The organism is Natronococcus sp. A-GB7 (assembly GCF_029688865.1).
Classification (GTDB): Archaea; Halobacteriota; Halobacteria; order Halobacteriales; family Natrialbaceae; genus Natronococcus.
On the sequence record NZ_JARUKV010000017.1, the window covers coordinates 13916 to 29011 of the forward strand.

Below are 15096 nucleotides of genomic sequence, written 5' to 3' on the forward strand. Positions count from 1 at the left end.
TGTACCAATTACATCATCGGACCCGTCCCTCCGTGCAACGATCGCTTCTGACGAATTCGTGAGAGTATCTTTTCGGTAGATCGAGCTTATCGGCAGCTGACGCGACGCCGTTCGTCCGTCGGCTCGACGACTGGACACTGTATGCAGTACTCCAATGACCAAAGACCGCCTCAAGCGCTCAACGGAAACATGCCAGCCGAGGCGGTTCAGCACTAGACAGTTCCCCTAGTACTTATCTCTCAACACGACGAATATCCAGCTACTACGGGATTTCTGTATGAATCTACGTCAACATCTCTGGGGTATGTCGTCGGAGGAGTCGACGGTGCCGGTCTACGATCCGATCCTCGCGCTGTTGCCGCTCATCAGCAGTCTCGCAGTGACGAGCTGGGTGGTCTCTCAGCGAGCCGGCTACATCATGACCGGCACCCTGTTGGTCGTAGTGGCGGCGTACGGAGTGTTGATGCCCGATATCCGGCTGCAGTTTGACGCGACGTTTCTCGTCCTAATTGGGGGGTACTGGCTCGGGCTGCTCGTCCACTACTACTACGCACCCCACACCGAGCTGTTGCAGTATATCGCTGTCACGCCGCTGGCGGTGCTTGCGACCGTGGTCGTGCTGCCGGCGTTGATCGACGGCCGGCGCCAGACGTTCACGATGGGGTTGACGGTCGTGGCCACGCTGCTCGCGGTGATCGGCCTCGCGATGCTGTGGCATGAACATCAGACGAGCGAGACCCTCTACGAGTTCGTCGGTGACTCAGTGTTCGGGATCGACGGCATCCGCACGACGTCGATCTTCGCGAACCCGAACGGCTACGGCTTTGTGATGATGGTCGGCAGCCTCGCCGCGCTGTACACATTCTTGGCCCGGCGCGGGGCGGTGTGGTTCGGCGCGCTCATGCTCTGTCTGCTGGGCTTCGTGCTGAGCGAGGGGGATGCTGCCTTCGTCGGGTTTACCGCCGGTGCCGTCCTCCTGGTCTCGGGCTTCGACCGTCGGTTCGGCTTTCTCGGAATCGCGCTTGCGGCCGTCGGCGTTGCCGTCGCGATCCGACTCGGTCACGTCGGCGACGTGATGGAGGGGACCCTGTTGACCCGCGTCGACCGGTGGGTGGCCTCGCTCGAGCGCCTCGCCGAGGATCCGATGCTCGGGATCGGGTTTGCGGACACCGCCGCGGAGATCGGTGAATCAAGTGGCCCGCACAACTCCTACGTCTACCCTTTGCTCAACACGGGAATCATCGCCGGTAGCCTCTACCTGGGCGCGCTCGTTTACGCGCTGGGCCAGGGAATCCGCACCCGGTGGACGCCGTGGACCGGGTTCGTCGTCGGGCTCACGGTGGCGATCTTCCTGTATATGGGCTTCGAGTCGCTGTTCCTCGGCGGGCTCAGTCCCTCGTCGATCACCCTCGGGCTGTGTCTCGGCCTCCTGTTGTACTCGCCCGAGGACGACGGGCCGGTCACCGATCTCCGATCGAAGTTCCACGTTCGATGATCACAGCGATCGCTTCCCCAAACAGTTGGACGACCGCGACGCTGGCGGCCACGACCACTCGTCTCGAACAGCTGCCGGACTCCCGTTACTGCTCGAGCGTGGCCACCCCCATCACGGCGTCGCGCAGCGTGTCGGGGCAGTGATCGGCGGCCTTCGGTGCCCCGACGTGGTCGTCCGTGGAGCCGTCGAACGCCCGGTTACCGCCTCCCAGTGTGCTGCGATTACCGATCTTCGCTGGTACCGGCCGACAGCGCGTCATCCGCCCAGATTCCGATCAGTCCTCTGTCTCCGCCGCCAACCCCTCCAGATACGTCGATTCGGTCACATACTGCTCCATCGTCTCGCGCACCCACTGTGGCTCGAACGTCGTCTCGATCTGCTTGACCCTCCCCTCCCGTCCGCGAGAGTCGATCCAGGTCTCGACTAACCCCATCGTCTCGAGGTCGGTCAGCACGCCCCGAACGGCACGCTCCCCGAGCTGGAGCTCCTCGGGAAACTCCTCGCCCTCGAGAATCGAGTGGACGTCGGCCGTCGTCACGGGCTGTTTGATCTCTCCTCTCCGATTCCACCCGGTGACGGCCGTCAGCACGACGTAGTGATTCGTCGGGAGATCGAGCAGTTTCGAGACGGTCGCCTCCCGATCGGTCGCCTCGAGGTTCGTTTCAATGCAGTCGGTCGTCACCTGATCGAGGTCGCGCTCGCTGGCGGTCTCGCCGGCTTGCCGAAACAGGGTCAGCGCTTTCCGCGCATCCCCCCACCGTCGGGCGGCTTCCTGGACCCCATACTCGAACGCCTCGTCGGTCATGGCCCCCGCCCGGAAGGCGCGCTCGAGCCGGGGCTCGAGGATCGCCGCCAGTGCGTCAGGCCCGTACGGCGGGAAAAACACCGCCTCGTCGCTCATCGCGCTCTCAACGCGGCTGTCCAACCGCAAGTCGACGTCGAGCAGCTCGTTACTGACGAGCCAGACCGAGAGATCGATCCCCCGTTTGAGCTTCCCCTCGCCGCGCAGCAGTCGGTAAAAGAAGTCGCTGGGCTCGTAGTTCGAGTCGTGCTGGACGTGATCGATCTCGTCCAGGATGAGCACCGTCCAGTCGGGGTAGGCCTCGAGGGCGGTCCAGATCGCCTCGAAGACGCCGTCGAGCCCCACGTAGGCGCCCTTCTTCTCGCCGGTCAGTTCGAACAGGATCTCGTTGGCGGCGCTGAACAGCGTTCGACACTCCTTCAGGTTCACGTACTCGACGGCAACGTCCTCGCTTCGACCGGCGAACTCCCGACAGACCCGCCGTGTCGACAACGTTTTTCCGGTGCCCGGCGGGCCATAGATCGTCACCGTCGGCGGCAGATACCCCTCGTGTAACCCATTGAGAAGCGTTGCGAGCTCGCGCTCCTGGGCCTCGCGGGCGTGGATCTCGGCGGGTGTAGCGAGCGGGTCGAGCGCCCCTTTGTCGGCAAACAGGCTCGCGTCGGGCGCCGTCTCGTCGAAGAGGTCGTCGTACTTGCTCATGTGCGGCGGAACTACGTGTATCGTGTGGTAGCCGCCCACGGAATGTAACGGTTCGGGGACCGGACCCAACGCGGTTGCCCTCGGTGGGACCGAGTTGTCGGGCCCAGTAGGCTGTCCTCCATCTCGTCTGAAACGGGCGAGAAGCTGTCGGAGGCGGTCGGATTTTTGAAACCATCTCGCGCATCGATACGGCGACGTCGACCACGATCTCGTCTACGACCTGTTGCAGGACGACCTCGAATGGATCGACCAACAAGAAATCGTAACGTGGTTTCGAGCACGGTACCGCTCTCGCGTCGATGGAACCCATCTGTGTCCGATGGGGCCTCGACTTGTGTAGGCAGGAACGTCACCAGCAGTCCGCTGAGAATCACCGGTATCCAGAGTGAAGGTCCTTGCATCGATGAACTCGTCGCAGATTTCGGTGGTGGAGCTACACAGCGTGTGACACTCCTCTAAGTTGACGTAGTCGACGGCGACCCGGGTGTAGCGTGTGGGGAATACCTGAAGCCCCGGGGCGTGGTGTGGGCGCTCGAGAGGGTGCACGCGTGGAACTCCGCGTAGCGGTATCCGAACACACGCTCGAGATCCGTGGCGTTCGACTCTTTCGACCCGGTCAGCTGTTGGTCATCTTCCCAACACCCTTATCCCGCTGTGCGGTGTCTGTAGACACACGGAATGGGCCAGGAGCTAACCTTCCGGTACACCCACGTCGAAGCCGGCCTCGTCGAGAACGTCGTGATTCGGCGAACGACCGATACGGAGACGTACCCGTCGGGCTGGAAGTACACGCTTCATCTGGGCACCCTCGAGGATCTGACGCTTGTCCGGTACGATAACGCCCACGAGGACACGAAAGGCCACGAACACCACACTGCCGCTGGCGACGTCGACGCCGACTTCCCGGGGATGGAGGAGGTACTCGTCGAGTTCTGGGCGAGTGCCGACGAGTACTGGGAGGCCGTCGATGGCGCTCCGCCGCGACCCTACTGATCACACCCGAATCGACCCCATCACAACCATGACAACACTCCATATCACTGTCGGCGACCGAGAACAGCTTCGCACGGACGCTCTCCAGTTCGTCCAGGCTGGTGAGACCGACTCACTCGAGACGGACGACGAGCAGGCGATCCTGCAGTTCGGAACGTATGACGATCTCGTTGCCAACCTTACGCCGCTGCGCCTGACGCTCCTTGAAGCGATCGCCGAACACGAACCCCAGAGCATGCGGGAGGCTGCCCGGCTCGTCGATCGTGACGTCTCCGATGTCCATTCGGATCTCAAACAGCTGGAAGTGCTCGGGATGCTCGACCTCGAGGCGGGCGGTCCCGGTGGTGCAATCCAGCCTGTTGTGTCGTTCGATCGCATCGAGATGCAGATCGACTACCCGCTCGTGAGTGACCGGGATCCCGACGGGACCTCAGCCAGCGCGTAGCGAGCGAGAGCCGGTGGCGCCATCCACTCCAGCTGGAGTGATCGATCATCACGGTGTGAGAAGGGTTCTATGACGCCCTACCCACGGTCGTTGGAAGATCGGCGGTTGCTCGGACTCACCGATCAGTGAGCCGTCTTGCCGTCTGAGTTCGCCGAAGGATTGTGCGTTTTCTAAGCGATTTTATCAGGCGAGTTTTCATTTCTGAAATAGACAAGGGCCTGCTACCGAAGTAAAATAAGACAATCGGATATTCACACATTCCTGGGAAGTTATTTGTACAGCTTAGCCTACTCGACGGTTGCAAATGTCGAGAACAAGCGGAGAAGAGAAAAAGAGCGAAGGTATAGAGACGAACGAAGGAACAGGTTCGCTGCTCGGCTCAGTGGGCAGACGGACAGTGATGAAGGGCATCGGTGCTGCTGGACTCGTTGGGGTCGGGGCATCCTCCGCTAGTGCCGAGACGGGTGACTACGAGGGGTTCGACCCGATCGAGGCCACGATTTCAGATGTTTGTACCGCAATCGTTGACGGAGAACTCACGGCCCGAGCGGTAACTGAACTATACCTTGACCGAATCAAGGCGTACGACAAGGCATTAAACACAGTAATCACGCTCAATGAGGCGGCCCTCGAGCGGGCTGATGAACTTGATGCCGCTCTCGCGGAATCCGGGCCAGTGGGACCGCTACACGGTGTTCCAATCGTTGTCAAAGACATCTACAACACGGGAGATCTGCCAACGACAGCCGGCTCGCTGTCGCTCGAAGACTCTCAGCCGGATGAAGACGCCTACTACGTCAAGCAACTTCGTGAAGCAGGGGCGGTCGTCCTTGCCAAAGTGAATACTCACGAGTACGCCCGGGGTGGAACGACGGTCAGTTCCCTGGGTGGACAGACGTACAATCCGTACGATCTCGAGCGGATTCCCGGTGGTTCAAGTGGCGGGACTGCAGCCGCCGTCGCAGCAAATCTTTGCGTTTTCGGGACCGCCTCCGACACCGGTGGGTCAACTCGCGGGCCGGCGACGTTCACCAACCTCGTCGGCCTTCGTCCGACGGTTGGGTTAGTGAGTCTCGACGGTATCGTCCCGATCGCGGGGACCTACGACACGCCAGGAGTTAACACGAAGACGGTCGAAGAAACGGCCTTGATCTTTGACCTGACCGCCGGATACGATCCAGCGAATCCGATCACCTCTCGCTCGCGCGGCAACGTCCCGACCGAAGACTCACACCACGAGGCAGACAGTTATGTTGACGCCCTAACCGAGGACGGACTAGAGGGGGCCCGAATCGGCGTCTACCGCGACTTCTTTGGAACGGCGTACGAGGAAGCAGATGGCGTGGAGATCGATGATGCGGCCGAACACAGTGCGAACCAAGTGACAGCAGTCGTCGAGGACGCTATTACGGAGATGGAGTCGCTTGGAGCAACCATTGTGGATCCCATCTCCATTGCCCCACTTGAGGACGTCGTTCAATTGGATGATGAGGGGTACTACGTCCAAGGAGAGGTTCGAACGTCGTTGAACGAGTACTTTGATTCTCTTGGCGACGACTCGCCGATTGGGTCAGTAACCGAGTTGTTTGAATCGGGGCTCTACGCGTGTGACATTGCCGGTTCAATCGAGGCCGCGGCAGAGGCAAATCTGGATACCTTCGAGGAAGACTTTCGGGAGAACGCGGGCCTCCGGGTCGAAATACGCGATCGTGTCCTCGAAACGATGGCAGACTGCGATCTGGACGCGATTCTGTATCCGTCACGGGCCCAACCCCCGGAACCCGTTGATGAATCTGGAATTGGGAGCAGAGCGAGGCTGAGTCCGAACGCCGACCTGCCAGCGATTTCCGTTCCGGCTGGCTTCACCGAAGACGAACACCTCCCGGTCGGTGTTGAACTACTCGGGCGGGAATTCGACGAGGTCACACTCCTAAAACTCGCTTACGCCTTCGAACAGGGTTCTACTCATCGGGAACCGCCAGAAGGGTTCGATCAACTCCCCAACGAACCGCCGCAACCACCCGAAGAAATGGATATACCGATCGCTGCAGACGGAGACTGTCCATAACCGAAAGCCGCAAAGAACTGCCGATTATTGGGGGGTAACGTTGAGCTCCTCGAGTTCGATTGGCAGCATCTGAGAGACGTATGCCTCTCTGACGCCGTCACACCCCACCTTCAGGATACGGAAGACCGTCCGACGTAGGATAGGCCCGCTCGCCGAGTACGATCGGTACGGGAACCCGACCGGCAAGTATTGCGTTCGGTGCGAGAGCCGAGTTTACCGAGCGTGTCAATACCGGACACGCCGGCGGGTACCGACGCGAGGGGTGGTCTGATGCCGAAGCCGGGAGAAAAACACGGCGTGACAGCGAGAGCGCCGAGGAATAGTCTCTGTTCTAGTAGATACCTCGAGCCACCACCCATCGGAGACACCCCGCTCATCCGCGGGGACTCGAGACTACCGTCGAGCCACGACGCCTCTAGTGACGGAGTCGTCGTCGCCTTCTCCGTCCCGTTCACGGCTCATTCTTTGGCCCCAGATCCGTCGACTCGGTTGCGTAGCGGTCTCTGCTGTCGCGGACCCACCGTGGCTCGAACCGCGTTTCGATCCGGGCGAGCCGGCTTCACGCCCTCGAGGGCCGATCTCCATCTCGACTAATCCTCTCCTCTCGAGATCGCTCAGTACACCTCGAACGGCACGCTTCCTGCGGTCGAGGTCGGCGGGAACCGTCTCCCCCTCGAGAACCGAGTGCACGTCGGCCGTCGTTACGGGCTGTTCGATCTCTCTCCCTTGATTCCAAGATGAGGCCGTCAGCACCAGAAAGTGACTCACCGGCAGCTCGAGCAGCTTCGAGACGGTCGCCTCGCGATCAGTCGTCTCGAGGGTTGCCTCGAGAGACGACGTCGTGAGCTGGCCCTTGATTCCGTTGGCCCGCGCGCTCGCCCGCCTGGCGAAACAGGGAGAGGACCTTTTGGGCGTCACTCCACCGGCGGGCCGCCTTGCAGACGCCGTACGTACGGACGTCGTCGGGGACTGCCCCCGCACGGAACGCCCGCGCGAAGCGGGGCTCGAGGATCGTCCGCAACCTCGGCTTCGCCGTACGACGCAAAAAAGACCACGTCGTCGCTCATCGCGCTCTCGACACGACTATCTAACCGCAGATCGACCTCGAGCAGCTCGTTGCTCACCAACCAAACCGACAGCGAAATCTCGCGGGCGAGTTTGCCCTCGCCGCGCAGCAGTCGGTAGAAGAACTCGCTTGGGTCGTAGTTCGTGTCCTGTCTGACGTGGTCGATCGCATCCAGGACGAGCACGGTCCACTCGGGATAGGCCTCGAGGGGGCCCAGATCGCCTCGAAGACGCCATCGAGCCCCTCGTAGGCCTTCTATTTCTCGCCCGACAGCTCATAGCAGATCTCGTTGGCCGCACTAAAGAGGGTTCGACACTCCTTCAAATTCACGTATTCGACGGTGATCGACTCGTTCCGAGTAGCGAACTCCCGGCAGACCCGTCTCGTGGTGAGGGTCTTCCCGGTGCCCGGCGGGCCGTAGATCGAGACCGTCGGCGGGAGATAGCCGTCGTGAACCCCGTTGAGAATCGTCGCCAGCTCGCGCTCCTGGGCGTCGCGGGCGTAGATCTCCGCGGGTGTGGCGAGCGGGTCGAGCGCCCCCTTGTCGGCAAAAAGGCTCGCGTCGGGCGCCGTCTCGTCGAAGAGGTCGTCGGACGTGCTCATGTGCGGCGGAACTACGTGTATCGTGTGGTAGCCACCCACGGAATGTAACGGTTCGGGGATCGGACCCGACGCGGTCGCTCCCGGTGGGACCCAGTTATTGGGACCGATGGGCTGTCCTCGCGGCGAGCCACGCCATGGTGCTGTCGGAACGGCGTCCGGTGCTCTGCCGACGCGTGTGAAGCCACCGAGACCGCCAGCTACAGATCGGGGACTGCCTCTTCCCACGTCATCCGGAGGGTCTCGTACCGAACCTCGACAACGTCCTCGAGGGTCACCCAGCTGTCGCCACCGGGCTCGGCCTCGCTGTCGGTGCGTTCCTCGGCGGCATGCCGCTTCCAGCGACCGTCATCGAGGACCTCCCGAACATCCTCGAGCGCCCGTCCGCCGACCTGCTGGTTCCCGAACCACGTCTCGAGCGACACGCCAAGCACGTCCTCGGCGAAGCGCTCGGAGGCGTGGTACAGCGTGTACAGATCGCGGAACAGCCGACGAAGCTCCTCGGCCAGCTCGGCGGCCTCCTCGAGGGTCTCGTCGGATGGCGTCTCGTCGCTATGGAGATCGAGGAGCCATCGCGTGTCTTGACACTGGCGGCCCAGCTCGACCGACAGCAGGGTCGTATGGAGGTCGTACAGCGCATGGTGGCAAAACAGCAGCGCGACCCGCCCGCGCTTGGTGTACGCAGGGTCGGGTATCTGATACTGGCGTCGGGGACAGGTCTCGCGGAGGGCCTCGAGCCAGTCGTCTCGGTCGTCGGCGACGCTCTCCAGGAACAGCTCGAGGCGCTCGTCGGGCGAGAGCTCCTCGAGCATCGGGCGGAGTTCCTCGAGCTCGCGTTCGATGCGGCGTTTACTCATCGAACTGGACCTCCCTGGCGGCCTGGAGCAACTCGAGATCCGACTCCATCTCGTCTAGATCGGTGTCCTTCGTCAGCAGGCGGTACTGCCCGCCGAGCGAGCCGAGCGTCCGCATCCACTTGATCGCGAGCTCCTGGTCCTCGCGTGAGTCCAGGTCCATCGCCTCGAGATGACCGTGGATGAACTGGATGTTCTGGGAGAGAATCGCAAGGATTTCGTCCCGATCGCTCCGGTCGGCGTCGTCAGCATCGACCGGGCTGAGCATCGAAATCCCTCACGAAACCGCCCGGACCTCTGGAGCCGCTTCGACAGGAGAGGAGTGACGTCGGCGATGCGATCGTAGAGAGAACATACGTCCGGTGCATATCTGGAGGCAAGTAATTCCGGGACCGAAACAAGGGCTCGCAAAGCGGAGCGAAACTGGTCACCTCGAGGGTGTTCAAAAGCCCGTGACTCACTCCGGAGCCATTACAGCCGCGAGAGACGACGACTCGCTGGCGTAGTCATCGATCGTCTCCTGTGCCCTCCGTGGCTCGAACGTCGTCTCGATCCGTTTCTGTCCGCACTTGTGGCCCTTCGATTCGATCCAGGTCTCGACGAGTCCCGTCGGCTTGGCGACATCGCTCGAGGAATGTCCGAGACGACGGCTGTCCACGGACCCTGTCCCGCTCCGCTCGAATCCTCGAACTCATAAAAGAACCAGTTAGTGCCGAACGGTTACACCCACCGGCTCTAAGCAGTCGACGACCGGAGTGCATCAAGCAGTCAGCGAACTACATACTCGTCATACACTATCAGAAAGGGAGACGAGTACGTCGTCAGTTGTAACGACATCACCGTACTTCGCGTCGATGTCGAAGAGGTTGGCCCTGTGCGGTCCGTCTGCACGGTCGCCGACCGCATTGGCAGGCACGATAGTTCGGTAACCGTGCTGAAGGCTGTCGACGGCCGTTGCACGGACACAGCCACTCGTTGTAACGCCAGTGAGAACGAGTGTATCCACGCGGTTAGTCGTCAACTCCGCTTGGAGGTCAGTCCCAAAAAAGGCGCTAGCATACTTTTTCAGGATAACTCGCTCGTCGTCAGTGGGTGCAAGTTGGCTATCAATTTCGACTGCTTCGGTCCCAAGCCGTAACTCTTGTAATGCGGGGATCTTCTTGATGAATTGCCCGGCGTCACCGTAGGAATTTTCGAACGCAACCGTCGTGAAATATCGTGGCAAATCGTGTTCACGGAAGGCCGTGAGGAGTCTTTCAGTCTGATCGAGAACGCTTGTGACGTCCGAACCAAGACGAGTGTCCGGGTCGGTGAAGGCATTTATTAGGTCAATGATGATCAACGCAGGGCGATCACCGAAGCCGATGTCCCCCCCGAAGTCCTCTTCGTCGTAATTAGCCGCGATGTCGTGTGGTGAATCCATAATTTACTAATTTCGAAGTTTCTTATATAGTACTCTTGATACCTTCTGAGTATTCTACCGAGGCGCGTTCCAAGAACTCTCTCGTATAGTGTGAATCATAGTCGGCGGAGCTGAGAGAGCTGTGGCGGTCGTGATTAGATATCATCGAAATCTATTCGCTCGTCCTCAGCAACGAATGACTGGTCAAATATCTCCTCCCACTCGATTTCCTCCTCATCATCAAGGAGGTCTGTTATGTACATCGCCTCCTCAACAAGACGTAGTCCCTCTGCATCAAATGCCCCGGATGAATAGTACTCGTCCGGATCCACGGTTTCAAGCGCGTTTCGCATGACGTCTGTGCTGAACCCCTCAGTTCCTTCACTGAATATCTCCGCTGCTTCGTCGAGATCAGTCCGGAGATCGTCGATACCTTGAGCACGCGCAGCAAGATAGCTTTCAACAACGTCTGGGTGATCTTCAACAATCTCGGGATCGGCGATAATCACGGTCTGTTGGTATTGATCGAGATAATCCCCTGCCCAAAACACTACTTGCCATGGTTCGTCGTCCGCCTGTTGGTCCGAGAAAGTCGGATCCATGTTTGCTGCTACATCAACCGCACCATCTTCTACAGCAGTCAACCCTTCACCAACTCCCCCCAAATCTTGGAACTCGACGTCGGCAGAGTCGAGTTCGTCGGAGGCAGCAACAGCAAGTGATGACGTTGTTTCTGTCACTGACCCTGCACCTACGTATCCTATCGTTCCCCCTTCCAGGTCTGCCATTGACTCAATGTCGGATCCCGACGGCGCTACCCAGTTCAATTCGTTTACCCTCTGTGTCCCGCCTGCAACTGCTACGATCGGTGACCCGGCGAGATACCCGTTGATAGCCGCTGGTGTAGCGACTTCGCCAAACGGTAAGCCACCGTCGACAACGTTACGAACGGTCGTTCCGCCTCCTTCTGATCCAACGACCTCGATATCGAGTCCGTTTTCCGCAAAGTATTCTTGTTCGAGTGCAACGTGATACGGTGCGTTATACATCAGGTCTGGCCAATGTGTAACAGTCACGTCACCACTGTACGTGTTGTCGTCTAAATCGCCACTGTCCCCGGTACAGCCAGCAATGACTCCCACGCTGGCTACAGTTCCACCCGCCACGAACCCTCTTCTGGATAGTCTGCCGGTATTTTGATGGTTGTTATCCATACCCATACAGAGGCCGTATCAGTGCGTAGTCATTCCCCCAACAGTGGTAGGTCATTTATCAAAGGTGTACTGGAGGACAGTGAGGCAAGCTCCCCGGCTAAACAATGAGTAACAGCTGTGAGGGAAGTTACACTGAAAAGAAAAACAGTCTTCTGATCCGTGATGCGGAATTATTTGCCATGGCAACAATGGCCATGGGTGTGTATAAGGATTAAACAAACAAACACAACCAATGTACCAGGCAGAGCTCCACCTCCAGCAGGACAAAGAGTGTGTGCTTAGCCGGCTTGCGCGTGAAACGCACGAGCCGCTACAACTCGATATTCAGGAACTCCATGATAACAGGGTAACCTTCATCCTTGACGTAAGTCCGGACCCCGAACGCTGGACGGAGGAGCTCCGCGCGGAACCAAGCGTCCATCACGTTGATACACTCGATGACGAGTACCTCGCTGTCACGAAGACGTCCTGTTGTGCATACTCGGCGATCCACCAGAACCAGGCCGTGATCCGTCGGCACCCGAACTATATCCGAGAGCATAGCCGTGTGTACAACGTCCTCGTGTTCAGCCGTGAGGACCTCCAGTCGGTCGTCGCCGATCTCCAGTCAGTGGGCTCCGTCTCGCTGGCGAACCTAACCCAGTTCGGCGGCCGCTCAACGTTCCTTACCGAGCGCCAGACAGAGGTGTTGCGGACGGCTGTCAACCGCGGCTATTTCGAGTGGCCTCGTGATGTCTCGAGCGAGGAACTCGCGGACGATCTCGGGATTACGCGGGCGACGTTTCTCGAACACCTTCGGAAGGCCCAGGAGAAGGTCTTCATGGAGCTGTTCGCCGAGGACCAACCACAGTCGATGTCGGTCCCTCCGGGAGAGACCGCTTGCTCGCACGCAGCACACGAATAGGGCCGACGTCTACTGGATGCTGCGGGAACAGTCAGCACACTAGTTCTAACGGAGCCGGCCGAACAGTAAAAGTACAAAGAAGGGAAACCCGAACTGCTGGCAGCTACATCGCCGCCACGTCGCCGCTCGAACCGGCACGGCGGCGGAGCCGAGCTTCGATGATGTAGAAAGCCGCGTTTATCACCGCGGCAATGAGTACCAGAACGGTAATAATGGCCAGCATTCGATCGACCTGTACGGTCTCCATGTAGAGCATCAGCGAGTGACCAAGACCGGCGCGAGCCGCAAACATCTCGCCGATGACGATTCCGAGGAACGTCAGGCTAAAGCCGAGTCGGAGCCCGATGACGAGACCGGGGAGTATCGAGGGGACGATCACTTCCTTGAATCGCTGCCACTGCGAGAGGCCAAGCGATTGCGCGACGTTCATGTGTGTGTCGTCGATCGTCGTCATCGCGCTCATAGTGAGGATCAACACGGGGAACACGCCGTGGAACCAGCCGAACGCGACCATCGAATCCATTCCCAGCCCGAAAATCAGCAGGAAGATTGGAAACAGCGTGATCTTCGGGATGGAGTAGGTGCCAAGAATCACCGGTTCGAACACTTCCTGCCAGAAGCGGCTCAGTCCCAGCATGATCCCGACCCAGACGCCCGAGACGACCGCGATGAGGTAGGCGACGATCAGCGTCGTAACCGTCACCAGCAGGTCCTCGACCATCCAGCCGTCCTGGAAACCATCGACCATCGTTTCGAACGTCTCGAGTGGCGTGGCCAGAGCGAACTGGCCGTACACCTCCGCGCCGAGCTGCCAGAGAGCGAGGATGATCAGCGGGACGGCGATCCGGCCGATCCGAACGATACTCCAGTTGCCAGGCAGTGACGTTTCAGATCTCGTACTCATGTTCTGGCCCTCCGGTAGAGACGACGCTCGATCATGATCAGCGCGATGTTGACTGCCAGCGAGACGAGGATCACGAACAGCATCGACGCATACATCGTCTGGACGTCGAAGCTGTCGTAACTGAACGAAATCAGCCAGCCGAGTCCGTTTTCAGCGAGAATGAACTCACTTGCGACGGTCCCGATGAGCGCGTAGATGAACCCCAATTTGAACCCGGTGAACACGTAGGGGGTCGCTGCTGGGAGGTAGATATGGCGGAACATCTGTGCCGACGTAAGGTTGAGGTTTTTCCCGACTTCTGGGTAAATATCAGGGATCTCCTTGAGACCCGACGCCGTGTTCGTGATGATGATGACGACGCTAAACAGCCACGCGATCGTGATGATCGGCATGATATTGAGCCCGAAGATAGCGATCAACAGCGGGTAGAACGCGAATACGGGAATCGCGTAGTACGTCAGCAGATACGGGTCGAGTACGTCTTTCAGCGACTCGTATCGCCAAAGTAAGACCCCGGTTGGAATGCCGGTTAGGATACCGAGCGCGAAGGCTGCGAAGATCGCGGTGAACGTCTGGATGATGTGTGGCGTCAGCTCGCCGCTCAGCGTGAGCGAGACGATCTCGCTCAGCATCTCGGTGAGCGGGATCAACGTGGTCGGTTCGACGAGCCCGAACCGGGGCAGGAACTCGATGAGACCGAGCAGCCCGACGACGACGAGGGTCTGGTAGATTCGGATCCGGTTGGCTCGGTCGCCGAGATCAACCGATCCGATACCATGACCCGATTCGACGGCCATTCTACGCGCCCTCCGGTGCTCCGTGCTCCTGGACTCCCTCCGGCGCTCCGTGTTCCTGGGCCTCTTCTTCCATCTTCTGTTGGAGACCTTTCTTACTCTCCGACCGGAGTTCGTCCCAGAGGCGGTTGACGATCTCGTTGTACTCGTCCTTTCCGAGCACCTCGTCGGTTCGAGGGCGCGGCAGCGGATTCTCGACAACTTCCTTGAACCGGCCCGGACGGGCGCTCATCACGGCGATCCGATCGGAGAGGTGTACCGCCTCGTTGATACTGTGGGTGACAAAGAGGATCGTCGCCCCGGTCTCCCGCCAGATGCGCAACAGTTCCTCGCCGAGGATCAGCCGCGTCTGTTCGTCGAGCGCACCGAAGGGTTCGTCCATCAGGATGATATCGGGGTTCATTACCAGCGTCCGTGCGATAGCCACTCGCTGGTTCATTCCGCCCGAAAGTTCGGTTGGACTCGCGTCCTCGAATCCCTTCAGGCCGACGAGCTCGATCATCTCTCGAGCTCGCTCCCGTCGCTCCGTCTTGTCGACACCGTTCATCTTGAGTCCGAACTCGACGTTTTCGATCACGGAGAGCCAGGGGAACGTACTGGTGTCCTGAAACACCATTCCGATCCGCTCGTCCGGTTCGGTAATGGTATCACCGTCGATCCGTACCTCACCGTCCGTCGGTTCGATTAACCTGCCGATGAGCTCGAACAGCGTACTCTTCCCACAGCCGGTTGGACCGATGATCGACACGAACTCGCCCTCTTCGATCGTAAGGTCGATCCCATCGACTGCGTTCACTGTGCTCACGCTGCTATCGTTCAATCCGTACGTTTTCGAAAGGTCGTGTAGTTCGAG

Annotated in this window: 17 protein-coding genes; 5 read left to right on the forward strand and 12 right to left on the reverse strand. The window is 59.8% G+C overall.

The window, feature by feature from the left end; genetic code table 11:
* Nucleotides 1-304: 304 nt before the first annotated feature.
* The gene (locus tag QA609_RS15470; protein WP_278303506.1) at nt 305-1495 is read left to right on the forward strand and encodes an O-antigen ligase domain-containing protein; all 1191 of its coding nucleotides are present in this window, start codon (nt 305-307) and stop codon (nt 1493-1495) included.
* 274 nt (nt 1496-1769) lie between these two features.
* Here the strand turns inward: QA609_RS15470 and QA609_RS15475 are convergent, their stop codons facing one another.
* Entirely contained in the window at nt 1770-2999 is a 1230-nt protein-coding gene (locus QA609_RS15475) for an AAA family ATPase (protein WP_278303507.1), read from the reverse strand.
* A 678-nt stretch (nt 3000-3677) separates the two neighbouring features.
* On the opposite strand from QA609_RS15475, the gene QA609_RS15480 reads away from it, so the two are divergent.
* The 3 genes from QA609_RS15480 (at nt 3678) to QA609_RS15490 (ending at nt 6505) form a co-directional block, all read left to right on the forward strand.
* Nucleotides 3678-3992, forward strand: coding sequence for a DUF6516 family protein (locus tag QA609_RS15480; protein WP_278293607.1), 315 nt, complete (start codon nt 3678-3680; stop codon nt 3990-3992).
* Nucleotides 3993-4020: 28 nt separating this feature from the next.
* Nucleotides 4021-4437 (forward strand): transcriptional regulator, encoded by a 417-nt coding sequence (locus tag QA609_RS15485; protein WP_278303508.1) that lies wholly within the window; start codon nt 4021-4023, stop codon nt 4435-4437.
* 304 nt (nt 4438-4741) lie between these two features.
* Nucleotides 4742-6505, forward strand: a complete 1764-nt coding sequence (locus QA609_RS15490) for an amidase (protein WP_278303509.1) — start codon at nt 4742-4744, stop codon at nt 6503-6505.
* A 393-nt stretch (nt 6506-6898) separates the two neighbouring features.
* Here the strand turns inward: QA609_RS15490 and QA609_RS24670 are convergent, their stop codons facing one another.
* From QA609_RS24670 to QA609_RS15520, 8 genes are all read right to left on the reverse strand, one after another.
* Nucleotides 6899-7423: a hypothetical protein gene (locus QA609_RS24670; protein WP_343233801.1), complete on the reverse strand. Its 525-nt coding sequence runs from the start codon at nt 7421-7423 to the stop codon at nt 6899-6901.
* Nucleotides 7420-7755 carry a hypothetical protein gene (locus QA609_RS24675; protein WP_343233804.1) on the reverse strand — a complete coding sequence of 112 codons (336 nt, stop codon included), beginning with the start codon at nt 7753-7755 and terminating at the stop codon, nt 7420-7422. The genes QA609_RS24670 and QA609_RS24675 overlap by 4 nt, the downstream gene beginning before the upstream one ends.
* A gap of 71 nt (nt 7756-7826) precedes the next feature.
* A complete protein-coding gene (locus QA609_RS24680) occupies nt 7827-8174 on the reverse strand; it encodes an AAA family ATPase (RefSeq protein WP_343233805.1) in 348 nt (115 codons plus the stop codon).
* A 197-nt stretch (nt 8175-8371) separates the two neighbouring features.
* A complete protein-coding gene (locus QA609_RS15500) occupies nt 8372-9028 on the reverse strand; it encodes a hypothetical protein (protein ID WP_278303510.1) in 657 nt (218 codons plus the stop codon).
* Nucleotides 9021-9293: a hypothetical protein gene (locus QA609_RS15505; RefSeq protein ID WP_278303511.1), complete on the reverse strand. Its 273-nt coding sequence runs from the start codon at nt 9291-9293 to the stop codon at nt 9021-9023. The genes QA609_RS15500 and QA609_RS15505 overlap by 8 nt, the downstream gene beginning before the upstream one ends.
* 189 nt (nt 9294-9482) lie before the next feature.
* Nucleotides 9483-9683, reverse strand: coding sequence for a hypothetical protein (locus QA609_RS15510; RefSeq protein ID WP_278303512.1), 201 nt, complete (start codon nt 9681-9683; stop codon nt 9483-9485).
* A 129-nt stretch (nt 9684-9812) separates the two neighbouring features.
* A complete protein-coding gene (locus QA609_RS15515; RefSeq protein ID WP_278303513.1) occupies nt 9813-10448 on the reverse strand; it encodes an isochorismatase family protein in 636 nt (211 codons plus the stop codon).
* Between the two features lie 134 nt (nt 10449-10582).
* A complete protein-coding gene (locus tag QA609_RS15520; protein WP_278303514.1) occupies nt 10583-11641 on the reverse strand; it encodes an ABC transporter substrate-binding protein in 1059 nt (352 codons plus the stop codon).
* 232 nt (nt 11642-11873) lie between these two features.
* Between QA609_RS15520 and QA609_RS15525 the strand changes: the two genes are divergently transcribed.
* Nucleotides 11874-12545 carry a helix-turn-helix domain-containing protein gene (locus QA609_RS15525; RefSeq protein ID WP_278303515.1) on the forward strand — a complete coding sequence of 224 codons (672 nt, stop codon included), beginning with the start codon at nt 11874-11876 and terminating at the stop codon, nt 12543-12545.
* A gap of 103 nt (nt 12546-12648) precedes the next feature.
* Here the strand turns inward: QA609_RS15525 and QA609_RS15530 are convergent, their stop codons facing one another.
* Genes QA609_RS15530 through QA609_RS15540 form a run of 3 tightly spaced genes read right to left on the reverse strand, consistent with a single transcriptional unit; the run spans nt 12649 to nt 15039 of the window.
* Nucleotides 12649-13449: an ABC transporter permease gene (locus QA609_RS15530; RefSeq protein ID WP_278303516.1), complete on the reverse strand. Its 801-nt coding sequence runs from the start codon at nt 13447-13449 to the stop codon at nt 12649-12651.
* Nucleotides 13446-14246: an ABC transporter permease gene (locus QA609_RS15535; protein ID WP_278303517.1), complete on the reverse strand. Its 801-nt coding sequence runs from the start codon at nt 14244-14246 to the stop codon at nt 13446-13448. The genes QA609_RS15530 and QA609_RS15535 overlap by 4 nt, the downstream gene beginning before the upstream one ends.
* Before the next feature lies 1 nt (nt 14247).
* Nucleotides 14248-15039 (reverse strand): ABC transporter ATP-binding protein, encoded by a 792-nt coding sequence (locus tag QA609_RS15540; RefSeq protein WP_278303518.1) that lies wholly within the window; start codon nt 15037-15039, stop codon nt 14248-14250.
* Nucleotides 15040-15096 lie beyond the last annotated feature (57 nt).